The organism is Anabaena sp. PCC 7938 (genome assembly GCF_049315035.1).
GTDB classification, from domain to species: Bacteria; Cyanobacteriota; Cyanobacteriia; order Cyanobacteriales; family Nostocaceae; genus Anabaena; species Anabaena cylindrica.
In genome coordinates this window covers 5686045-5707715 of sequence record NZ_CP186034.1, presented here as the reverse complement: position 1 = coordinate 5707715, position 21671 = coordinate 5686045, and the positions used below count along the sequence as shown (strand labels likewise).

At 38.2% G+C, this 21671-nt stretch carries 22 protein-coding genes; 13 read left to right on the top strand and 9 right to left on the bottom strand.

What is annotated here, in order from left to right:
- Window positions 1-192 precede the first annotated feature (192 nt).
- On the bottom strand, window positions 193-1497 hold the full coding sequence (locus ACOWPH_RS25455; protein WP_015212906.1) for a dihydrolipoamide acetyltransferase family protein: 1305 nt from the start codon (window positions 1495-1497) through the stop codon (window positions 193-195).
- Between the two features lie 399 nt (window positions 1498-1896).
- Here ACOWPH_RS25455 and ACOWPH_RS25450 point away from each other — a divergent pair, with 399 nt between their 5' ends.
- Entirely contained in the window at window positions 1897-2424 is a 528-nt protein-coding gene (locus tag ACOWPH_RS25450; protein WP_015212905.1) for a hypothetical protein, read from the top strand.
- 299 nt (window positions 2425-2723) lie between these two features.
- Here the strand turns inward: ACOWPH_RS25450 and ACOWPH_RS25445 are convergent, their stop codons facing one another.
- Window positions 2724-3173 (bottom strand): YlqD family protein, encoded by a 450-nt coding sequence (locus tag ACOWPH_RS25445; protein ID WP_015212904.1) that lies wholly within the window; start codon window positions 3171-3173, stop codon window positions 2724-2726.
- A 173-nt stretch (window positions 3174-3346) separates the two neighbouring features.
- A complete protein-coding gene (locus tag ACOWPH_RS25440; protein ID WP_015212903.1) occupies window positions 3347-5329 on the bottom strand; it encodes an AMP-dependent synthetase/ligase in 1983 nt (660 codons plus the stop codon).
- A gap of 310 nt (window positions 5330-5639) precedes the next feature.
- On the opposite strand from ACOWPH_RS25440, the gene ACOWPH_RS25435 reads away from it, so the two are divergent.
- On the top strand, window positions 5640-5885 hold the full coding sequence (locus ACOWPH_RS25435) for a hypothetical protein (protein ID WP_015212902.1): 246 nt from the start codon (window positions 5640-5642) through the stop codon (window positions 5883-5885).
- 672 nt (window positions 5886-6557) lie between these two features.
- On the opposite strand, the gene recQ is transcribed toward ACOWPH_RS25435, so the two are convergent.
- On the bottom strand, window positions 6558-8732 hold the full coding sequence (gene recQ / locus ACOWPH_RS25430; RefSeq protein WP_015212900.1) for a DNA helicase RecQ: 2175 nt from the start codon (window positions 8730-8732) through the stop codon (window positions 6558-6560).
- Between the two features lie 209 nt (window positions 8733-8941).
- Between recQ and ACOWPH_RS25425 the strand changes: the two genes are divergently transcribed.
- From ACOWPH_RS25425 to ACOWPH_RS25410, 4 genes are all read left to right on the top strand, one after another.
- On the top strand, window positions 8942-9238 hold the full coding sequence (locus ACOWPH_RS25425) for a DUF29 family protein (protein ID WP_042464530.1): 297 nt from the start codon (window positions 8942-8944) through the stop codon (window positions 9236-9238).
- Between the two features lie 9 nt (window positions 9239-9247).
- Window positions 9248-9451, top strand: a complete 204-nt coding sequence (locus tag ACOWPH_RS25420) for a hypothetical protein (RefSeq protein ID WP_042464526.1) — start codon at window positions 9248-9250, stop codon at window positions 9449-9451.
- Between the two features lie 317 nt (window positions 9452-9768).
- Entirely contained in the window at window positions 9769-10050 is a 282-nt protein-coding gene (locus ACOWPH_RS25415; RefSeq protein ID WP_015212899.1) for a DUF427 domain-containing protein, read from the top strand.
- Window positions 10051-10405: 355 nt separating this feature from the next.
- Window positions 10406-10690, top strand: coding sequence for a DUF2795 domain-containing protein (locus ACOWPH_RS25410; protein ID WP_015212898.1), 285 nt, complete (start codon window positions 10406-10408; stop codon window positions 10688-10690).
- A gap of 554 nt (window positions 10691-11244) precedes the next feature.
- Here ACOWPH_RS25410 and ACOWPH_RS25405 read toward each other — a convergent pair.
- Entirely contained in the window at window positions 11245-11505 is a 261-nt protein-coding gene (locus ACOWPH_RS25405; RefSeq protein WP_015212897.1) for a hypothetical protein, read from the bottom strand.
- Between the two features lie 186 nt (window positions 11506-11691).
- Here ACOWPH_RS25405 and ACOWPH_RS25400 point away from each other — a divergent pair, with 186 nt between their 5' ends.
- Window positions 11692-11814 (top strand): hypothetical protein, encoded by a 123-nt coding sequence (locus ACOWPH_RS25400; RefSeq protein ID WP_242043090.1) that lies wholly within the window; start codon window positions 11692-11694, stop codon window positions 11812-11814.
- A gap of 71 nt (window positions 11815-11885) precedes the next feature.
- Here the strand turns inward: ACOWPH_RS25400 and ACOWPH_RS25395 are convergent, their stop codons facing one another.
- On the bottom strand, window positions 11886-12320 hold the full coding sequence (locus tag ACOWPH_RS25395; protein WP_015212896.1) for a TOBE domain-containing protein: 435 nt from the start codon (window positions 12318-12320) through the stop codon (window positions 11886-11888).
- 151 nt (window positions 12321-12471) lie between these two features.
- Between ACOWPH_RS25395 and ACOWPH_RS25390 the strand changes: the two genes are divergently transcribed.
- Together ACOWPH_RS25390 and ACOWPH_RS25385 are read left to right on the top strand one after the other, a co-directional pair.
- Window positions 12472-13326 carry a DUF72 domain-containing protein gene (locus tag ACOWPH_RS25390; RefSeq protein ID WP_015212895.1) on the top strand — a complete coding sequence of 285 codons (855 nt, stop codon included), beginning with the start codon at window positions 12472-12474 and terminating at the stop codon, window positions 13324-13326.
- A 337-nt stretch (window positions 13327-13663) separates the two neighbouring features.
- Window positions 13664-14104, top strand: coding sequence for a hypothetical protein (locus ACOWPH_RS25385; RefSeq protein WP_015212894.1), 441 nt, complete (start codon window positions 13664-13666; stop codon window positions 14102-14104).
- A 170-nt stretch (window positions 14105-14274) separates the two neighbouring features.
- Here the strand turns inward: ACOWPH_RS25385 and ACOWPH_RS25380 are convergent, their stop codons facing one another.
- Entirely contained in the window at window positions 14275-14850 is a 576-nt protein-coding gene (locus tag ACOWPH_RS25380; RefSeq protein WP_015212893.1) for a hypothetical protein, read from the bottom strand.
- A 233-nt stretch (window positions 14851-15083) separates the two neighbouring features.
- On the opposite strand from ACOWPH_RS25380, the gene ACOWPH_RS25375 reads away from it, so the two are divergent.
- From ACOWPH_RS25375 to ACOWPH_RS25360, 4 genes are all read left to right on the top strand, one after another.
- Window positions 15084-15659: a Uma2 family endonuclease gene (locus ACOWPH_RS25375; RefSeq protein WP_015212892.1), complete on the top strand. Its 576-nt coding sequence runs from the start codon at window positions 15084-15086 to the stop codon at window positions 15657-15659.
- 176 nt (window positions 15660-15835) lie between these two features.
- Window positions 15836-16651, top strand: coding sequence for a 16S rRNA (adenine(1518)-N(6)/adenine(1519)-N(6))-dimethyltransferase RsmA (gene rsmA / locus ACOWPH_RS25370; RefSeq protein WP_015212891.1), 816 nt, complete (start codon window positions 15836-15838; stop codon window positions 16649-16651).
- Window positions 16652-16676: 25 nt separating this feature from the next.
- Window positions 16677-17630, top strand: coding sequence for a 4-(cytidine 5'-diphospho)-2-C-methyl-D-erythritol kinase (gene ispE, locus ACOWPH_RS25365; protein ID WP_015212890.1), 954 nt, complete (start codon window positions 16677-16679; stop codon window positions 17628-17630).
- Window positions 17631-17690: 60 nt separating this feature from the next.
- Window positions 17691-18020 carry a DUF3082 domain-containing protein gene (locus tag ACOWPH_RS25360; RefSeq protein WP_015212889.1) on the top strand — a complete coding sequence of 110 codons (330 nt, stop codon included), beginning with the start codon at window positions 17691-17693 and terminating at the stop codon, window positions 18018-18020.
- Between the two features lie 74 nt (window positions 18021-18094).
- On the opposite strand, the gene ACOWPH_RS25355 is transcribed toward ACOWPH_RS25360, so the two are convergent.
- Window positions 18095-18958: a response regulator transcription factor gene (locus ACOWPH_RS25355; protein ID WP_015212888.1), complete on the bottom strand. Its 864-nt coding sequence runs from the start codon at window positions 18956-18958 to the stop codon at window positions 18095-18097.
- 60 nt (window positions 18959-19018) lie between these two features.
- On the bottom strand, window positions 19019-20611 hold the full coding sequence (locus ACOWPH_RS25350; RefSeq protein ID WP_015212887.1) for a sensor histidine kinase: 1593 nt from the start codon (window positions 20609-20611) through the stop codon (window positions 19019-19021).
- Window positions 20612-21671 lie beyond the last annotated feature (1060 nt).

Below are 21671 nucleotides of genomic sequence, written 5' to 3'. Positions count from 1 at the left end.
CTTGGAGTGTTTAAATTCCAAGTCTCAAATTAATATTTATTGGTAAGTCATAAGTGGCGTGTGGTAGCGTCACTGACCATTATCCCGATTATCCCTTAAGTTTATGGCGGGTTACGGACTATAGTCTTAACCCAGCCTACAAATTGGAGATTTTTTATTTGGAAGTACCTGATTGGCCTGTAAAGTTTTTGGTTAAAGTGCCAAAGATTGAGGTTCAGTTTCAATCAATTTCGCCAAATCTTTCAAGAATGCTGCTGCATGAGCGCCGTAAATAATGCGGTGGTCACAGGTGATATTAACTGTCATTTGTGAACGCACACCAAATAAACCATCTGCTGTGGCTACTACTTGCGGACGGGATGCAGCGATCGCTAAAATTGAACCTTGTCCAGGTGGCAAAATTGCATCAAATGTATCTACACCAAACATTCCCAGGTTAGAGAGGGTAAATGTCCCACTGTTGTATTCCTCTGGTTGTAGTTGTTTAGCTCTAGCTTTTTCTACCAAAGATTTCCAATTGCGAGATAAAGAATAGATATCTACCTGATCTGCTTTTTGCAAGACTGGTGTAATTAATCCACCATCATCCATTGCTACTGCAACAGCAACGTTGATATGAGGATGATACACAATTCCTTGATCAGAATAGCTGGCATTTAATAAAGGGTGTTTTTGCAATGTCACTGCTACAGCTTTTGCTAATAGCGCCGTCATTGTCACACCTTTAGATTTGATTTGCTTGTAAAGCTTATCTAGTCCATCGGTGGTAATTGTGTAACCAACATGGAATGTGGGTACAGATAGACTGGGTAGCATATTCCGTGCTACGGCATTTTGCAAAGTCGTTAATGGTACTGTTTGACCAGGAACGGCATTGCTGACCACTGGAGCCGGTGCAGGTGTTGGTTTTGCAGGTGCTACTGTAGGGGTAACAGGTGGTGTCGGTTGAGTTGGAGTAATAGCAGGGGTAGTAGGTTGTGGCGCTTTACCCACGGCAGCTTCTACATCTTCGGCGACGATGCGACCATAGGGGCCACTACCTGTGAGATTATTTAAATCAACCCGGAGTTCTTTGGCTAACTTGCGAGCGCGGGGTGAAACTACTAACCGTCCTTCCCGATGGTTGGAACCATTTTGAGAAACTGTAGCGGGTGTTGTCAATGAGGCAGATACGGCAACTAGTTCGGGTTCGGGTGCGGATGTTTCAGCCACAGCACCACCACCACCCATAGCCTTGGCGGTTTCGATTTCTGCTTCTGTTTCGGCTACGTAAGCGATCGCTGCGCCGACAGGTGCGGTTTCACCAGCGGGAACTATAATATGGGCGAGAAATCCCTCATAAAAGGATTCCACATCCATATCGGCCTTATCCGACTCGACAACCACCACTGTTTCGCCTTTTTCCACTTTATCCCCTGGTGATTTCTCCCAAGAGACAATTTTGCCTTCGGTCATGGTGGAACTCAGCGCCGGCATAAATACTTCATGAATGCTCATAATGGTGGTTTCAGAATCAATAATTTTATGGACTTTAACAGCTGCTGCCAGATTGAATTGTATCTTGGCACGAAAATTTTTGATAAGAAATGATGGAGGGAACAGGGAGCAGGGGGAGAATTATTTACAATTTATCCCCAATTCTCAATTGGAACCTAAAGCTGAGGGTGATGTCTATAGATCAAGAGCGCCAGCGCTGTCTCTTGGATGCCTGAAGGGCTTTTGTCAGTTCGCTGATAGTTTGTCGATAGAAACTAGGATTTCCATAGATATCCATGCTCCTCACCCGGATTTCTCACACAAAAGCTGAACATTAGCTATAGCTAGGGGTGAGGGTTGAATCTAAAAATTCAAAATTGGTCATTCACCTGTTTGAAATTCCCCTTTAATACTATTACTATGTCGGCAAAGTTTAAATTGTTTTTGATTTTAACACTCAGTATGTTGGCTGCTACTGCTGGGGTTTATGTGATTCAGAATCAACCACCTGCATTGATAACTGGAACTGCTAATGGACATCAACAACAGTTAACATCTGTCTTAGAAAAGTCTTCGCAACTGCTGGCTTACCCTGAGCGTGACAATTATCAAACCATACCTTTAGAAAGTATCAATTCTGCCATGCAAGGCAGTGATCCTGCGAATCTAGCTCTGAATATGCTGAATGAGGTGACATCGGTGGCAGGAAAAAGCCAGATAGAAGTAGCTTATCCTCAACCGAATCAGGCGTTAGTGACGATTACCCAAATCAATCGGACTAAAAATAATACGGTGGGTGCGATTAAATATCGGGTAGAAATGAACCGCTTTGGGCGATCGCTCTTAGTTAGCTCACCACCAGTCTGGGAAATTATCTGGGCTGGCTCTCAAGTGCAATGTTTCTCTAAAGGTTCAGTCCAAAATAAACTTGGACAAAACTGTAATTAGGATTTGTTGAAAAAGTCTTTCCGTTAGGGCTAGGAGTCAGGAGTCAGGAGTCAGGAGTCAGGAAGAAGAATTAGAAGGAGATCAGAATATTCTCAAATCTGGGTAAATGAACGGTTTTTGATGCTTTCATCGCTTATTTTTTTACACCTTCTCCAACTTTTTCAGCCTGAAACTGTTGATATATCTATGTTTTATATTGAGATTTTCGGGAAATATCATAACAGGGAATAGGAAAAAGGAAGAAAAATATTTTTCCTATTTGCCCGTATTCCCTGTTTCTAATGATCGATAACTAGATGTTAAATATCGCCGCGAATTTCTTCGACAACGCCATCTCTTAACACAATTTCCACCTGCATTTTACTAATCAAGTTATCCCCGATTTCTGCCCGGAAAAAGCCTTCCATTTGGAATTGGTTGACTTCTTGATCTAATTCCAGAAACTGCACTTGCTGAAGATTTTGTAGTAGTTGATTTTTTTGTTCTAGCAGTTCACTTTTCTTTTGATTTACCTGGAGTTGGATATTGTCAATTTGTTGGAGGGTTTGGGGTCCTGGTGGTTGTAAACTTTGTTTTTGAATTGCTGCAACTGCTCTTTGTCCTTCTACATCTAATTGTTGCAGTTGCTGATCAAGTTGATTGATCTGAGCTTGCAGTTGTTGTTGCACTTCCTCTTTCCAGAGAGGAGTGACGATGACTTTGACATTAACGCCACGTTTGAGAAGCAATTGAGGGTTGGAAACATCCATAAATATTTTACGTTCACTTTTATAGTTTGCAGGAGAAAAGAGACTAGTACTGCTTTGCGTAATTTGTAATTAGCATTGCGTCAGGGTTTTAGACTTTTGAAATGGGTGGCTTATTTTCGCCATTGTGTACTAGTCACCATTCTCGTCGCGGAGGAAATCCGCGAACTGGAGAATTAATTGGCAAACATTCCGTCAATAATATCTCGATACCGATCCATGACAACATGACGACGAACTTTTAAGGTTTGTGTCATCAGGCCATTTTCAATGGAAAATGGTTCGAGAATTAATTTGAAGGGGCCAATGCGGTCATCAGCTCGATAGCCTGGACGGTCTTTGACTTCCCGATTCAATTCTTGGCGAAATAAATCCTGGATTATTTTACTCTCTAAGTCAATTTTTTGACTGGTTGAGGCAGTAATTTTATCATTCTGAGTTTCTGCCCATTTTTCCAAGGCTTCGAGATTGGGAACAATTAAAGCGCCAATGCTACGTTGATCTTGTCCTACTAGCATAATTTGATCAACATAGGGCGATCGCAAACAAGCATCTTCTATTGGTTGCGGTTCAATGTTTTCCCCATTGGTTAACACAATTGTATCTTTGGCTCTACCAGTCAACACTAAGTCATTTTGGGGAGTCACCCAACCCAAATCACCGCTATCAAACCAACCTTCAGCGTCTATTACTTTTTTGGTTGCTTCGGGATTTTGGTAATAGCCTTGCATAATTTGCGGCCCCTTCAGCAGCACTAAACCACGTTCTCCTACTGGTAGTGGCTGACGAGTTTCTGGATTGACAATTTTCACTTCTGTGCCGGGAATTGGTTGTCCAGATGAACCTCGTAAATTTCGCCAAGGACGACGCGCATTAGTGACTGGTGAGGTTTCTGTCAAACCATAGCCTTGTAAAATCTCTACACCAACAATTTCAAAAAAGTTATCTATGTGCCGGGGTAGCGCACCCCCACCACTAATTACTTGCTTAATTTTGCCACCTGTCGCTTCCCGCACTTTGGCATAAACTAATTTTTCTCCCAATGCCTGGAACGGCCACAAGGCTATTTCTCGGATCTTCGCACCTAATCGCTCACCAGATGAGGCATGAATATGATCTAAACTCAATCCCTGGGTAATTCGTCGTGCTGTGATATATTTCTGACTCATATCCAGCAAAAATTGAATCAGCTGTTGTTTTTTGGCTGGTTGTTCGCGGAACTGCTTCTGCACTCCTTCATAGATCGATTCCCACAGCCGGGGTACAGCAATCATGTAATTGGGTTTGAATTTTTTTAAATCTTGTTTGACAGCACGTAAATTTGTGTAAATTTGTGTGCAGCCTTGAGAAAGCAAGAAATACTCTCCGCTGCGTTCGTAACTGTGCCATGTGGGGAGAATGCTGAGGACTATATTTCCTTTTTGTGGTTGTACGACTGTTCCCAAGCTTTTTACTTGGTGTAGCAAGTTCTGATGAGATAGCATTACACCTTTGGGTTTGCCTGTAGTCCCAGATGTATAAATTAATGTTGCTAAAGTTTCGCTGCTTTGTTTAACGGTGGCTAAGGTGTGATTACTACCAATTTCTAGCACCTGGAGAAAGTTCACCACGCGAAAATTTTCTGTTGTTGGTGGGGTTTCATCGGCAAGTAAGATAACCAGTTTAATGGGTAAGTCGTTCAGACCTTCTTTGATTTTATTGAATGTTTTGATATCTTCGACTACTACGACGGTACTACCACTATTAGCGATGATAAATAGTAGTTCTTCTCGTTCTGCTTGGGCGCTGCGGACTGCATTCACTGCCCCCGCAGTCATAATACCTTGGTCAGCAATAAACCAACGCGGGCTATTGTCGGCAATTAGGGAAATGCGATCGCCAAATGTAGGCGTTTCACCATTACCTACATCCATGATTAATGCCTGTAACCCAGATGCAAATCGTTGGATCTGTTCTGCTAACTGATTATAAGTGATCTGGATTTCTGGTTTAGCATGGGGGTTATGGAGAGCGATCGTATTACCAAATTCCTTGGCCGCCAAGGGCCAAATTTCTGGTAGCGACTCCACATTTGTATAATCTACCAAACGCTGTAATTCTCGGTATTCTCGCTCGGTGATGTTAGATAAGTAAGAAGATGCAGGTTGTATTTTTGTCATAAAACAATGATTGAGCAGTAAATGGGTTGTTCTTGTTAATAACAGTATTTAATAGGCACTTTCCCTACTGTGTATAACAATAGCGTAATCGTCACATCCATATTTACAAAACTTTATGCTAAACTACATTTATATAAGTAAAATTCAATGGTTCAGTTGTCATGCGGTTCCATGAGTTTTGCTTTCAGCCCTGCAATGATGTCCAAATAATTGCTAATTCGTAATTAGCTAAGATGCAAATGCGGAAATCTTTAATTACGAATTACTGTTATCACTACAATTATCAAGGAGGTGATCAGTTATAGGTTTAATGGATGCATTATTAATCACAGTCATCAATGCTGTTGCTTGTCTAGCTTTACCCAAGTTGCTATCTATGTTTCTGGCTTTTCAAGTCAAACCTCTTCAGCCATCATTGATAGACTCTAGGCTACATACAGCTAAGATAGAAACTACTAGTTTCCCCTATTGTACAGTCTATGCGTTGACTGGTAGTCAGTTCTGTAAATTCAGTCCTCGATTTTGTTCCCAGTGTTCTCCTAATGGACAGGAATAGCGGCATTTCATAAATGCTAATTTGAGATTTTTAATGGGAAAATCAGTCGTAAATCAAGACTATTTTGCAATAATTTTGGTTTTCAAATAGGGGGAGGTTTGATCAATTCTGACAGGATAAGTATTTGGTGCTAGGTTTTTTAACCCTACATTGACTTGAAAATAAATCCCTTCCCCTAACCTCTCTCCCTCATTCACTTCAATAGTCCGAGAGAGACATTCCACCGGAACGTCTCTACCAGGGTTTCAAGCCACGCACATTTAATTTTTGGAGATTTTCCAGAAATATTTGGCAGATAACTCATTAAGTTTAAGTTTTTTGAAGATATGTATTTTTATATCAATATTTCAATAGTTTTTTAAACATATTTAATTCACTTATACATACCAAAAGAAATTCAAAAACTTAGATGTCATCACTCACACCTCTTTTGATTCAAAATAATAATTAGTAATCAGAACCAATTTTTATAAAGGGGTATTATCTATGAGTTTCATGGATGGTGTACTTTTGACTCTCTTAAATACTGCTGCTTGTCTGGTATTACCTAAGCTACTATCTGTAATTTTTGGTACGCAAGACCAAGGCGAAAGTGCTACATAATCGTCATTGGTCAACAAGAAGCAAAGGGGCTGAGGAAAAAAGTTGTTTCCCTAATTATTTGGTCAGCAGTCAAGATTTAGAATTACGTTTTTTCTGCCGCCAAATTCCCCTCACTAGGCGAATTTCATCAAAACTGTAACTTTCACCTAAATGATCTCGGATCGGTGTCAGGGAAATATCGCCTAGTACTTCTAAAACTTGCCAAATCTTTTGTTGATGTTCTAGAGGTACTAATTTGTTTAAATCTATGGGTTGATTTTTTTCAATTAAATCTGAGATGTGACGGATAATTGTGGTGGGACGAATGTTGCGTTTTTGGGCAATCTCTTCTATGCTCAGACCCTGTTGATATAACTCTAATGTCGTTAATTCGGTATCAGAGGGGAAATTAGGCAGTGGTGCGTAATCAACTTGATTTATTGTTAATGGCTGTAAACCTTGTTCTTGACGATAGGCTTGAATTTCGGTTAGGAACTTTGCACCATATTGGGCTAATTTGTGACTACCTACACCTGAGAGTTCACCAAATTCATGTAAGGTTTTGGGTTGTACTTGCGCCATTAATTTCAGGGTAGAATCATGAAAAATGACGTAAGGTGGAACTGCTTGCTCATCAGCAATTTGTTTGCGGAGCGATCGCAATCTGTGCATGAGAACTTCGACTTCAGCCTCTTTAACATTCCCCTCCTCGTAGCTGATTTTTTGGGCTATGGGAACCGCAATAGAGACAGTACGCTGTTTTCGCATTACTTCCCAACTGAGGGGGTTAAGCTTCAAAACCGAGTAACCATCAGGGGTTTGCTCTAGTATACCTTGATGTAAGAGCGATCGCCCCAACATCCTCCACTCATCTACAGTTTTATCTTTACCAATCCCGTAAGTGGATAATTGATCATGTCCATTCAGGGCAATTTTTTGGTTTTTCGCGCCTCGCAACACATCAATTATATAAAGCATTCCATATCTTTCTTTGCACCTAGCCACACAAGATAAAAACTTCATCGCTTCAATAGTCCAATCTTGCACAGGTTTGGGATAACGACAATTATCACAATTGCCACAATTACCTGCAAATCTTTCCCCAAAATAACCTAATTGAATAGTGCGTCTACAGTCTGTCCCTTCTGCATAATCAATTACCTGTCGTAGTTGCTGTTTCGCAATTAATTGTTCTTGTGGATCTGTTTTTTGATTAATACTCCATTCAATCGTTTTCACATCAGCAAAACTAAAAAAGAGCGTACACCGTGAAGGTTCATCATCTCTCCCCGCCCTTCCTGATTCTTGATAATAACCCTCAATATTACGCGGTAAGTCAGAATGAATTACAAACCGCACATCAGGCTTATTAATTCCCATTCCAAAAGCAATTGTCGCCACCATTACCCGCACATCATCCCGAATAAATCGAGTTTGATTTTTAGAGCGTTCATCATCACTTAATCCCGCATGATATGGTAAGGCTGCAACTTTATCTTTTTGTAATTTAAAAGTTAATTCATCAACCTTTTTACGGGTTAAACAATAGATAATTCCTGAACCTTCATTTTCTCTAACAATTTCTAATATTTCAGCGTAAGCGCGTTTACTTTTAGCCCTAACTTCATAATAAAGATTTTGGCGGTTAAAACTAGCAATATGAATACTTGGTTGCTTTAATCCTAATTGTTCAATAATATCAGCCCGGACGCGATCTGTAGCGGTAGCAGTGAGGGCGATAGTAGGAACATCAGGATAGCGTTTCCGCAGTAACTTTAACTGGCGATATTCTGGACGAAAATCATGTCCCCATTCGGAAACACAGTGCGCTTCATCAATAGCAAAGGTAGAAATGCCAATTTTCTCTTTAACTACATCCAAAAGCGGCAGAAATCTATCACTAACTAACCGTTCTGGGGCGACGTAGAGTAACCTAACTTTACCATTCATAATTGCCTCTTCACGCGATCGCACTTTATAGGAGTTGAGGCTACTATTGAGAAATGTGGCAGAAATGTTATTATTTCGCAATGCTTCCACTTGGTCTTGCATCAATGCTATCAACGGCGACACCACCACCGTTAAACCTGGTTTTAGCAGTGCAGGTAATTGAAAGCACAAAGACTTACCCCCACCAGTCGGCATCACCACCATTAAATCACGATTTTGCAGCGCATCTTCAATAATTTGCCTTTGTCCAGGGCGGAATTGATCATAACCAAAGTGATATTTAAGCTTTTTTTCGAGTTCAGGATACTGAAGCATGGTAGATGGCTGTTTCTCTGTTGTCTGCGTGGGTTGTGATAAAGATATTAGGATTTTAACTCACGTTGACGAATAGGGAGAGGGAATAGTAGCTATGATTATAGAGAAAGATGATAAAAAATTGTCTGAATCATGATTTCCAGGATTTAAGGATGAACAGGATGAAGATGAGAACTTGATCACAAAATTACCAATTATAGTAAATAACTATGACACAAGAATTAATAGATTTAAGACAAAGCATTTTAGAAGGTCGTTATGATGATGCTTTGGAAATTATTGATGATTTGGAGGAGATGAGTAAACAGGGAACATTGCGAAAGATAGAAGCTTTTTTAGTTAGGTTGGTTATTCATCTAATTCAAAATCAAGTTGAACAACGTTTAACTAATTCTTGGATTGCTTCTATTTCTGATTCTGTGATTCAAATCGATAAATTAAATGTTAAAGATAATCAAAAATCTTATTATATTCAATCTAATAAATGGGGAGAATATTTAGCATAAGCAGTAGAAATGGCAATTCGTCCAGCTAGTGCAGAGATTTTTGGAGGTACTTTAAAAGCGAGTCAGATTTCTCAAAGATTGAATCGAGAAGAATTGATTGATTTTGCTCAAAATCTCTTGTTGTTAACTTATGAATATTCACCCAAAGATTTAGCAAATATAATTGATAATTATTTAGCACAATTACCAGGTGGTGAGGATTGGTTTGAGTAATCTTAGGGCGGGTTGGCAACAGCGTAATGCACTACCACAATAGTCACATTTGCTGTTTCGCAAAAATTTTCATTAAACTCAGTATATAGCAATTCCCAAGCTCATGAAATACACCCCACCCGCGCTGTCGCGCACCCTCCCCTTACCAAGGGGAGGGTTGGGGAGGGGTAATTTTGTATCTAACTAGAGTGGGAAAGGCTATATCACGCAAAGAAATGATGAATTTAAGCTGTTTCCATAAATTTTATAATTACCACACAGTATTCAACATTAAAATGTAACAATATAAATTGTTAACTTTCTTTGCAAACTCACTTATGAAAGCAATTTGGAACGGCACAGTTTTAGCCGAAAGCGACAAAACCGTAGTTGTGGAAGGAAATCATTACTTCCCTGCTGATGCTATTAACAAGGAATATTTTACAGAAAGCAACACCCACAGCACTTGTCCTTGGAAAGGTGTTGCTAGTTACTACAGTATTGACGTAAATGGACAAGTTAACAAAGATGCTGCTTGGTATTATCCCACAACGAAAGAGAAAGCGAAAAATATAGAAGGTTATATTGCTTTCTGGAAAGGTGTAAAAGTCGAAGCTTAAGAAAGTTTCTGGGAATATTTTGGTGGTTGATACGACTCAACCACCATATTTAACAAGTTGAAGATGTTTAAAAAGTTTACGCTTGTATCCATGTCCCCCTTTAAAAAGAAATAACTTTCTCAAAGTCATCCTTATTAAGGAAGATTGATGAAGATCTAAGGTTTTAGATTATCTAGCGATTTTAAAATTAACACTAAGTAGCTAAAGTCTGTCAAGTGCATCAATTTTGTCATAGATGCTACTTCAACTTCTAAAATTTAAATCAAAATTAATTCTCAAGATAGAAGGCTGTTATAAATAACAGTTCTAGCTTAGAAAGTAGATAAGTCACTTACGATTCGGTAAGGAGAATTTTATGTCTACTAAATCACAAGCAGGACGTGAACATCAACGCGGCCCTGATAAAGGTGAAGCTTATGGAGTTGCAGCAGTAACTCAAGCACTTGCAGGTATTGATTTTCCTGCAAGTAAAAAAGAAATACTCCAACAAGCAAAAGGTCACGAAGAAATTCACTGGACAAAAGACAAAACCATAGATTTAAGATCATTACTTGATCAAACAGGTCAAGATAGGTTTGAAAGTATGCCGGAGTTGGTCGAAGCTATTAGTCAAAGGTCGAGAGAAGAAGAACTATCATAGCTGCTTTGGCTTGCAAATTCTAACACTTGTATTTGTAAGCCACAACAACAAATTCCAGAGGATGTTTGATAGCTTGCGTGGCGTAGCCATAAACTTTTTGCTGTGGTATCTAGCATTTGTAGATTTCCCTCAATCCTCCTTGGGAAGGGGGAATCTCAATCAATTCTGATACTAATCAAACATCCTCTAATATTGATTGGTTTATGATTTATATCTAGAAATAATCTTAAGACTGATCTTATGAAAGGTAGGCAGAGCCTACTAAGTTGCATTCCCAGTCAGAGACTGGGAACGAGATATACTATAGCGATATGCACTTGAATGAGATAGATCATAGCCCCCTCATCGCTTGCGGGGAGGGGGTTGGGGTTCTTGTATATCACTCAACCGAGAACCGCTATAATCAAACATCCTCTAATATTAATTGGTTTATGATTTATATCTAGAAACAATCTTAAGACTGATCTTATGAAAGGTAGGCAGAGCCTACTAAGTTGCATTCCCAGTCAGAGACTGGGAACGAGGTAAAACCTATCTTAATATAGATTGGTTTATTATTTACGCATCATTTTAAAGTAACTATCCCACAATTTTCTTTGTGTGTCTATTGAGAAACGATTTACCTGTTCTTGGAAATCTAATGAGTTTTTTACTAGGTCTTCTTGTAGTTTTACACTTTGTTCTAAAGTTTCTGGTGGATCTGATAAGTTTAGATTCTGCATACTCGATAGGGTTGAAGTCCAGTTATGAAAAACTATACTTTGGAATTCGCTTAATTGTCTAAAAAACTGTTCAAAGCTGTTAAACCAATCCATTGTGAATACTCCTATTGGCTAGTGTTGTTTATTTTATTTAGCCTCAATTTTTAAGTTACTAAATGTGGATTATTTTATTTATTTCTTAGGAGTGATTTATTGAGAAATATTTGGGGATATTCTAAAGCTTAAAATAGTTGATTATTAAATTTAAAAAAACAAAACGATTTGTTAGATAATCTGACAATGAAAATCTATGATTGTGATTTATTTGAGACTAATGAAGCCTTTGCTCTGAGTAACGTGTTGTTTAATCGCTTGCTGAGAGTTCCTGAAGAAGAATTAAATGTTTTTGAGCGATCGCTCTAGGATATCCTTGAGGAGCTTCAGGAGCGCAAGTCTTGGTCACTTTACTCTGACAGTGGCAGTGTTAATTAACCCTATTCCTTTGCAATCACAATGTCATTAGATTTAATCACAGCATAAGCTTCAACTCCCTCAACCAATTCCAAATCCTCAGCCGAAACTCTAGTAATCATCGAAGTTAACTCAACTTTATGCACAATTTCCAAGGTCACTTCCGTATTCACACTTCCTGTAGTGACTCTTTTCACAACTCCCTTGAGAACATTGCGCGAACTAACTTTTAATGATTTTTTGGGATTAATAATTTCCATCTCAGGAGTATGAGTTTCCACTTTCTCTGGTTGAGTTGGTAGAGGTACTGGTGGTGAGGAGTATTTATTCAGTCCACGTACTAATTCTCGCAAAATCTCAGTTTTAGTTCGCTGAGAGTGCTGACAGAACTCTTCTAAAATCTTGCGTTCTTCTTCTGATGTTTGAAATGTCACCCAACCTTGTTCTTTTCTCGGCATAAATTTACCAATTTATTTGGTATATATAATCTTGATCTAATCCTAGCAATCATCAATCCTTTTTAAATCTACTCGTGTTCGTTACCACCTGGAAAGAGCTTTCTGCTGTTCGAGGTAAAATTGCAAAAGAAATCCTCAAACATTTTATTTTGTGAACTTTTTTCTTGGTTGTGCAGTTTGGGCATATAAAGGTTGGGTGGGCGAACTTTATCCCCCAGGAACTCGCACCACTGAGTTTCTACGTCTCTACAGTCGTCGCTTTACCACGGTAGAAGGTAATACGACTTTTTACGCCGTTCCTAACTCTGAAACTGTCACTCGTTGGGCTACAGAAACACCTCCAGGCTTTGAATTTTGCTTGAAGTTACCGCGAGAAATTACCCATCAAGGATTATTGCGATCGCATATCCCTGAAGCTTTAACATTTTTAGAACAGATGCGCCCTCTAGGTAAGCACTTGGGGCCAATATTTGCCCAATTACCCCCAAGCTACTCACCTGCATTATTGGATGATTTAACGGCTTTTTTGACAGCTTGGCCACGCACAGATATCCCTTTAGCATTAGAAGTTAGGCATCGTGATTGGTTTCAAGAACCCCATGCTAGTAATTTGAATGCGCTGTTAGAACAGTTAGGGGTAGGGAGAGTATTGTTAGATACACGACCAATTTATACTGGGGATGATGACCCACAATTAACATCAGAACGGCGTAAACCTCAGCTTCCAGTGCATTTTAGTGTGACTGCGCCTTTTACTTTGGTGCGCTTTATTTCTCATCCACAGTTGTTAGTTAATCAGCCATTTATGGCAGAATGGGTAACGCAGATTCAAACCTGGCTTAGATCAGGAGTACGGATTTATTTCTTTGTCCATTGTCCTACTGAAGATATATCTCCTCAGAATGCTCAGTATTTTCAACAGCTATTAGAACAAAGTGGGGTAGCAGTTCCACCTTTACCTTGGAACAATCTGAATCAGCCACCGAATCAACTTAGTCTGTGGTGACTATAATTTGATACCGTATATTGTAATATAACAATTCCCAAGCTCATGAAATACACCCCACCCGCGCTGTCGCGCACCCTCCCCTTGCTAAGGGGAGGGTTGGGTAGGGGTAATTTTGTATCTTACTAGAGTGGGAAAGGCTATATACGTAAATTGCAGGAAGAATTTTCAGGATTTAATAAATGCTCAAAAAGAGCGATAATTAGACATAGGCTGGAAAAATTAGAACCGAAATCCCTGCCTATAAAGGTTTCTAGAGATATCTAATGCGATCGCACAATTTTTGCTGTGTTAATTGAGTAAATATATGGAAGAATTTACGTCAAAGGAGATTGAGATGAGCCGTCTTCTTTATGAAAGCTCTGTTTCATATCAAGGATATCTCATCATTCCATTTGTTTTTGGTAAAATAGATAATTATGAAATTTTCTCATACAAATTATTGTCAGAGATTGGACGTAAAAGTAATTTTCATAAATTAGAAAATCCTGCAAAAATATATGATAAAAGCATCAGCAATATAGTTGATATTGCCAAAGAACATATTGACAGAAATGCAGAATTTATAAATTATGAGGATGGATTTAAATCGCGTTATGTTTACCGCCACAATTTAATAATTGTGTACACAGAGAATAATAAAATTTTTTATGACCACTATCCGCCAAATTCTTTAAATAATATTGCAGCACCAAAATTATTTTCATCAGAATATGAATGTTTGCAATGGGTTCAGCAAGGACTTGAAGGACGAGATATTAAAGAGAAAGCGCAATAATTTTGACAATTGGTAATTAATAAGTAGGTAGGCAGAATAAAACCAAACTGTGTAAAAAAAGTAAACAAGGCTAAAACCCTTTTTCTCCCTGCTCCCTGCCCCCTTCCCCCTGCCTTATCCCAACGACAATTTTTAACGCCAACCTACTTATCTCGTTCCCTCTATCTCGTTTAAAGAACAATTTCCTCACCTTTTTCAGTGAAGCGTACCTCTTTGATTTTCCATTCAGCATTACTAGTTAAGGTTTTGCGGAGACTACCAAACAGTGCAAACTGCTCACAACTAGAAAGAGACGCTATTTGCCGTTTTGATTCAGGAGAGATTCGCAAATCAATTGTAGCCACACCATTATTGACGTTGACACGATACCCAGACAAGCTAAAATCGGCTGTATCTCCTTGTTCTAAGACTTTACCCACTGTTTCATTCATGGGTTCATCTGCTGAGACTGAAGCTGTTTTAGCAACGTAATCTTGACATTGAGCATCACTTGTGTATAGGGTAACTTTGGTAGTTTTACCAGAGATAGTTTTAGAAGTTGAAGTCGGTGGCTGTTCAGTGGGGGTTGGTTGAGTTGAAAATGGTTGAGTTTCGACTTGAGAATTAGAAGGACTTGGGGAAGTTGTGTTTTTTGGTATTGTTGGTGTTGAGGTTAAGCTATCACTGCTATCAGGTGTACAACTGCTGATGCTGGCACAAACTGCTACTAAAATTAGGGGGAAAATATATCTTTTTTTGGTGTTCATAGCTGGGAAGAAATCTACCGGAGTTTCCAGGCTTATTATAAATAATCAGCGTTGCTAAATCAAAGATGAATTTATATGTAGACACTTGACAAGAAGTATAGCGGTGTCTAAAAGTCTATAAATTTTAGTCCAGTGTTGAACGATGACTTTATGCGCCTAACCCAAACTATCGGTTAAAATATTGCTATTCAGTAGATACTATCCCAAAAAATATCCAACTAAATATCAATTATATGACAGCCATCACCGTTAACTTAAATCCTATCATCACACTCACAGACAATCAATTTTATCAACTTTGTCGGGAAAATCCTGATGTTAAATTTGAACGTAATTCAGAAGGAGAATTATTAATTATGTCACCCACTGGCGGAGAAACTGGAAAACGTAATTTTGAAATTGATATTGATTTGGGAATTTGGAACCGCAAAACTAAACTAGGAGTTTGTTTCGATTCTTCAACCTGCTTTAAACTCCCTAATGGTGCAAATCGTTCTCCTGATGTCGCTTGGATAAAAAAAGATAGATGGGATGCACTTACACAAGAAGAACAAGCCAAGTTTCCGCCTATTGCACCCGATTTTGTATTAGAGTTAATGTCACCAAGTGATGGTTTGCAAGAAGTCCAAAATAAAATGCAGGAATATATAAATAATGGTGTAAAATTGGGTTGGTTAATTAATTCTAAAATACGTCAGGTGGAAATATATCGTCTTCATCAACCAGTAGAAATATTAGAATCTCCTATTGAATTATTTGGAGAAGATATTTTGCCAGGATTTATTTTAAATTTACAGACAGTTTGGTGAAAGGTAAGAATTCAGAATTCAGAAGTCAGGAGTCAGAAGATTTGCTTACAACAGTAATCTAGAGGAGCAAGTGTTTCTATGAATTATCAATAACGACTTTAAAACCCTAATTTATACTGAATCATATATCCTGACAACTTACAAATTGCAAACAAAATATGGAGAAACAAATATAGATGGTGCAACCGCGCAAGCAATTTGCTCAACATTGGTTAAAAAGTGAAAAGGCACTAGATGCAATTGTCAAAGCAGCACAGTGTCGAGAGGGTGATAGGATTTTGGAAATTGGCCCTGGTACAGGAATTTTAACTCGGCGTTTATTACCTTTAGCTAAGTCACTAGTTGCTGTAGAAATTGACCGCGATTTGTGTAAATTATTGGTCAAACAACTAGGTCAAAAAGAAAATTTTTTACTGCTGCAAGGGGATTTTCTGACATTAGATGTACCATCTCAATTGTTAGCATTTAACAATTTCCAAAAGCAAAATAAAGTTGTTGCCAATATTCCCTACAACATTACTGGGCCAATTATTGAGAAGTTACTCGGTACTATCACTCAACCCAACCCAGAACCCTATGATTCTATTGTGCTACTGGTACAAAAAGAAGTAGCAGAACGATTATATGCTAAACCAGGTTCAAGAACTTTTGGGGCGTTGTCGGTACGGGTGCAGTATTTAGCTGATTGTGAGCTAATTTGCACAGTCCCTGCTAGTGCATTTCACCCACCTCCAAAAGTAGATTCGGCTGTAGTGCGGTTGCTCCCTCGACAGATAGAAATTCCGGCAAATAGCCCCAAAAAGTTAGAAAATCTGGTTAAATTGGGGTTTGGGGCAAAACGAAAAATGTTAAGAAATAACTTACAATCGGTCATTGACCGCGATCTCTTGACCCAATTACTGGAACAATTAGGAATAAACCCCCAAGTACGCGCCGAAGACCTCAGCGTTGCACAATGGGTAAACTTAAGTAACTGTCTAACTTTTGAGTAAATCCACTAAAGCCGAAGCACTAAAAATGCATTCTTATAGCTTAATTGCACCTGCCAAAATTAACTTATATTTGGAAATCATTGGTAATCGTCCTGATGGATATCATGAGTTAGCAATGATACTCCAAAGTATTGACCTTGCAGACCAAATTGATGTCCATGCTGCCAGCACTCAAACAATTCGCGTTTACTGCGATCACCCACAAGTACCCATAGATCAAACCAATCTAGCATACCGGGCTGCGGAACTGATGGCCAGGAAATTTCCTGACGCTTTTAGTAACTTTGGCGGTATTGATATTACTATCAAAAAACGGATTCCTGTCGCTGCGGGTTTAGCTGGAGGTTCGACAAATGCAGCAGCAGTTTTGGTAGGAATAGATTTACTCTGGAACCTGGGACTAACTAAATCAGAATTAGAAGAATTGGGAGCTACCCTGGGTTCAGATGTGCCGTTTTGTATTTCTGGGGGAACAGTAATTGCAACAGGTAGAGGTGAGCAACTTTCCCCTTTACCAAATTTAAATCACATAAATATAGTATTGGCAAAATATCGCAGTTTAGAAGTTTCTACTCCTTGGGCATATCAAACCTATCGACAAGTATTTGGTAGTACTTATATTAAAGATACCAAAGATTTAGTTGCCCGTGCCAATGCAGTCCATTCGGGAGAAATGGTGAAAGCCATCGTGGCTAAAGATGCAGCAGAAATTTCTCAAAAACTGCACAATGATTTAGAAAAAGTCGTATTGCCAGCTTATCCCCAAGTTCTACAACTGCGAGAATTATTTGCTAGTCAAGAAGGAGTTTTAGGAACCATGATGTCTGGTTCTGGCCCTTCTGTATTCGCAATTGTCGAATCTCCAGCACAAGCAGAAGTAGTCAAGCAGCAGATACGCACAGCAATCCCTGACGAAGATTTAGAATTGTTTGTGACTGGGACAATTACAACTGGAATTCAAATAATTCGTAATTCGTAATTCGTAATTCGTAATTCCGCTACGAAGAAGCAAGCTATACCTTATACCCCACAACCTTTTATGAATGAACCAAATATCACACCATCAACAGATACTAGCGGACAAGTACCACCAACTCCATTACGCTGTATAACTGGGGCTATCATGTCAGGAGGGCTGGGATTTGCGATGTATTCTCTCATGATAGCGATCGCAACTACATTTGCTGCAAAGCCTATCCATTCTGATAACTTACTTGCCATCAAGATTAGCGCGGCTGTTCGTACCCTAGTTGTGGGTATCGTAGCTTTGGGAGCGGGGATATTTGGCATAGTGGGTATTGGTTTGTTAGCCTTAGCCATACAATTAGTATTTCAGCAGCTAACAAAACCCAAAGAGACTAATTCGTAATTCGTAATTCGTAATTCGTAATTCGTAATTCGTAATTCGTAATTCTAACTACTCCGAACTCCTGACTCCTTAAATTAACAAGAAATACGGTTTGTTAAATCAGAATGAGATTTAATAACTTGCAGCTTTGCATTTGCAGACACATGAACTAATTGATGTTGTTTTCGCCAAATTGTTGGTGACAAACCGTGATGTTGACGAAACTGGCGGGAAAAATGACAAGCATTTTGATAGCCTAGTTTTGTGGCAACTGCTTCAATTGTCTGATTAGTATTTTTTAGTAAAGGACGAGCGGCAGCCATACGACGCTTAACAATCCAAGTATTAACACTTTCTCCCGTCTCTTTACCAACTAGTGTAGTCAAGTAAGCAGGAGAATAACCCACAGCTTCTGCGACATCTGACAAAGTAATCCCTTGATGGAAATGAAGTTCAATATAGTCGAAAACTTTTTTGAGATGGGGAACAGTTGGAAAAATTGATTCTGAATTAACTACAATATCTGGAACCGCTGAAATTTGGGGAGATTTATTAGCATACCAATTCTTAAAAAGAGCTTGTTTTTCTAATCGGATAGAAATTGCTTTTAGTAATTCATCCACAGTAGAAGGTTTACTCAAATAATCATCTGCTCCCAACTCCATCGCTTTTCTCATAGATATCTTAGAATTACTAGCAGTGAGAAAAATAAAAGGAATAATTGCTGTGAAATGATTTTGACGTAACTTAGTTAAAACACCGTAACCATCTATATGCGGCATGATCAAATCACAAATTACCAAATCAGGTAAATTCTCTTCTGCCTGCTGGATACCAACCAGACCATTTTCTGCTCCTATCGTAACAAAACCTTCAGCCTCAAGACCGTCTAAGAAGAGATTGCGGGTAGTAGCATCATCTTCAATTACAAGAATTTTTTTCGACGATTCGCGTATCATTTTGCAACCAATATAAAGTGTTAACAGCGATTTATTAAAAAATTCTGAGCATTAAGCTATTCAAAAATCAGAACAGGGAACAGATGGTAATACCACAGTAAATGTACTACCTACATCAACTTCACTTACCACCATAATTTTACCTCCATGTAAATTAACAAGAGTGTTGACAATTGATAAACCCAAGCCTGTACCAGGAATTGCATCAACATTACTACCTCGATAAAACAGTTCAAATAATTTTTGTTGATCTACTTTAGGAATACCAATTCCCTGATCTTGAATCTGAAACATAACTTTCTCATGTTCACAATAAACAGTGAAATGTATAACATTATTGTTAGGAGAGTATTTAATAGCATTTGCGAGCAAATTATTCAAAATTGGTTTCAGCAGTTTCGTGTCGATCCAGACTTTTGCACAGTTACCTTGGTGATAAAACTTAATATGGTATTCACTATTAATTAACAGGAAATTTTTGATTAAATCATGGCAGAATTCAACTAAATCAACCTGTTGAGGGTCAATTTGAACTTTTTCTAAATCTGTTGTAGAGAAAAACCAAATATCATCTAATACCTGGGTTATTTCTTTGACTGATATGGCAATTTTCTCCAAAAATAGTTGAATTTTTTCTCCTTTCCATTTATTGATATGTCGTTTGAGTAAGCTATTAGAAAAAGAAATAACATTTAGTGGTGTGCGGAATTGATGGGAGACTATAGCCACAAGATGCGCTCTTAGTTCGCTGTTTTTTTTGGCTTCTTCCAAAGTATTTTGTAATTTTGATTCTGCATATTTGTAGTCTGTAATATCAATAGTAGTCAGTACTTCAACATCTTCACCTTCAAAATTCAGCACTTTATCAAGTCGAGTCCAAACACCCACTAACCATCGTTCTTTACCCTGTTTAGTGAGTATTTTTAACTCTTGATATTCAGAATTAGTTTCCTGACTTTGTTGTGATTTTCTACTCTTGATGACTTGGTTAAATTCAACCCCTGCTAACAGTTCCCTGTTTGAATAGCCAGTCAGTAACTCCGCAGCAGAATTAGCATAACAAATTTTTTTACCTTGAATTAGAAAAATATTCGCATTAATAGCTTCTACTAAACTAAGAAATCCAGACTCTTTCAGCCATAGTAAGTTATTAAACTGCTTATATTTGAGTTCAGCAATATTTTCTTGTAAATGCACCGGAGATTGCTTATGTTCTAGCAACTCCCAATTCTGCATACTCAATTCAACCAATTCGTCACTAATTTCTCTAAAAATAGCACAGTTAAACTCTCTACCTTGGTGTTTTATATAAGTAAGATTTATTTCTCCTAAAAATATTCTTCCTGTTTTTGTACAGTAGCGAGATTTAAATGTGCGGTGATAGATGTTTGTATCTTTCCATAGTTCTGACCAATTCTGTAACGAAAAATCTATATCTAAATCACCTAAATTCATGGAAAGTAATTCATCGCGGGAATACTCTGTCAGGTAACAGGTGGGATTATTAACATAAAGAAACTGTGCGTTTTTTCCTAGACAAAAAGCAGCATCTACAACTTGATTGATAAGAAAATCAGCAAATTCCAACTTCACCTCTGGCTGTAAACTCAATTGGGAATTGGATGTTTCTAATGTGGAATCGCCATAATTCATCTCTCTACTCACTCCTGGTTATCAGATGGTAATGTAAGCGGTATTGAGTTGATCATCAGAAAGTTACAAAATTTTGATTTTACTATTCATTCACAACTTAAATTGAATAAGTTGATTTTAACAATAAAAAAACTCTAAGTTTCATTTAGTTGCATATCAAAATGAAATTGTTGTTTTGATTAAGTACCTTGTTGGTGATAAGACAATACAAGCATTGGCTAAATTGTATTTTTAATCGGCTAACAGAGAGTAAAGTTGATTATATATGGCCTTTCCCACTCTAGTTAGATACAAAATTACTCCTCCCCAACCCTCCCCTTGGTAAGGGGAGGGTGCGCGACAGCGCGGGTGGGGTGTATTTCATGAGCTTGGGAATTGCTATAAATGAGGATGAATGTGGGGAATAATCTCAGATCCTTAATTGTTTTCAGGTTAATACCTTTTTTGTAATGAATATTCTCAGTGTATTTATTTGCAAGTTAAGTTATAAAACTATAGAAATTTGATTTTATTAGCTTATAGCCTTTCCCACTCTAGTTAGATACAAAATTACCCCTCCCCAACCCTCCCCTTGGTAAGGGGAGGGTGCGCGACAGCGCGGGTGGGGTGTATTTAATGAGCTTGGAAATTGCTATAATACAGATCAATGAGGTACAGAATCTAAATTCAAAGCCAGACACAAAGCCAGTTTTACTCCTAATTCCTGACTTCTGCTGTAATAAGGCTTTAGTGCTGTAAAACTAACACTGTATGGAGAATACATCTCATACAACAAAACGTCTATTTTGTCAAGATTGAAATGTTTACATATTACCTCGAATTGGTGACATCAAGGGAGAAAATGGTATTTTTGACTTGAATTATTGTAATTCTCTTTTTAACGCATTTAACTATATAAAAATATGCCTAGTCATCTTTCTTGAGATATAGATCTTTCTCAATAAAATCCTACTAATGACAGAGCATCTGACAAAAGGCATATAAAATAATAAGAATAAGTGTGTTGACCTATACAAAAGCTTCAATATATGCTTTTTATTATCAAAAATATTACTACAAA

Coding starts and splice junctions, on each gene's coding strand:
- ACOWPH_RS25455 (WP_015212906.1), bottom strand. CDS start 1,497: ATGAGCATTCATGAAGTATTTATGCCGGCGCTGAGTTCCACCATGACC.
- ACOWPH_RS25450 (WP_015212905.1), top strand. CDS start 1,897: ATGTCGGCAAAGTTTAAATTGTTTTTGATTTTAACACTCAGTATGTTG.
- ACOWPH_RS25445 (WP_015212904.1), bottom strand. CDS start 3,173: ATGGATGTTTCCAACCCTCAATTGCTTCTCAAACGTGGCGTTAATGTC.
- ACOWPH_RS25440 (WP_015212903.1), bottom strand. CDS start 5,329: ATGACAAAAATACAACCTGCATCTTCTTACTTATCTAACATCACCGAG.
- ACOWPH_RS25435 (WP_015212902.1), top strand. CDS start 5,640: ATGGATGCATTATTAATCACAGTCATCAATGCTGTTGCTTGTCTAGCT.
- recQ (WP_015212900.1), bottom strand. CDS start 8,732: ATGCTTCAGTATCCTGAACTCGAAAAAAAGCTTAAATATCACTTTGGT.
- ACOWPH_RS25425 (WP_042464530.1), top strand. CDS start 8,942: ATGACACAAGAATTAATAGATTTAAGACAAAGCATTTTAGAAGGTCGT.
- ACOWPH_RS25420 (WP_042464526.1), top strand. CDS start 9,248: ATGGCAATTCGTCCAGCTAGTGCAGAGATTTTTGGAGGTACTTTAAAA.
- ACOWPH_RS25415 (WP_015212899.1), top strand. CDS start 9,769: ATGAAAGCAATTTGGAACGGCACAGTTTTAGCCGAAAGCGACAAAACC.
- ACOWPH_RS25410 (WP_015212898.1), top strand. CDS start 10,406: ATGTCTACTAAATCACAAGCAGGACGTGAACATCAACGCGGCCCTGAT.
- ACOWPH_RS25405 (WP_015212897.1), bottom strand. CDS start 11,505: ATGGATTGGTTTAACAGCTTTGAACAGTTTTTTAGACAATTAAGCGAA.
- ACOWPH_RS25400 (WP_242043090.1), top strand. CDS start 11,692: ATGAAAATCTATGATTGTGATTTATTTGAGACTAATGAAGCCTTTGCT.
- ACOWPH_RS25395 (WP_015212896.1), bottom strand. CDS start 12,320: ATGCCGAGAAAAGAACAAGGTTGGGTGACATTTCAAACATCAGAAGAA.
- ACOWPH_RS25385 (WP_015212894.1), top strand. CDS start 13,664: ATGAGCCGTCTTCTTTATGAAAGCTCTGTTTCATATCAAGGATATCTC.
- ACOWPH_RS25380 (WP_015212893.1), bottom strand. CDS start 14,850: ATGAACACCAAAAAAAGATATATTTTCCCCCTAATTTTAGTAGCAGTT.
- ACOWPH_RS25375 (WP_015212892.1), top strand. CDS start 15,084: ATGACAGCCATCACCGTTAACTTAAATCCTATCATCACACTCACAGAC.
- rsmA (WP_015212891.1), top strand. CDS start 15,836: ATGGTGCAACCGCGCAAGCAATTTGCTCAACATTGGTTAAAAAGTGAA.
- ispE (WP_015212890.1), top strand. CDS start 16,677: ATGCATTCTTATAGCTTAATTGCACCTGCCAAAATTAACTTATATTTG.
- ACOWPH_RS25360 (WP_015212889.1), top strand. CDS start 17,691: ATGAATGAACCAAATATCACACCATCAACAGATACTAGCGGACAAGTA.
- ACOWPH_RS25355 (WP_015212888.1), bottom strand. CDS start 18,958: ATGATACGCGAATCGTCGAAAAAAATTCTTGTAATTGAAGATGATGCT.
- ACOWPH_RS25350 (WP_015212887.1), bottom strand. CDS start 20,611: ATGAATTATGGCGATTCCACATTAGAAACATCCAATTCCCAATTGAGT.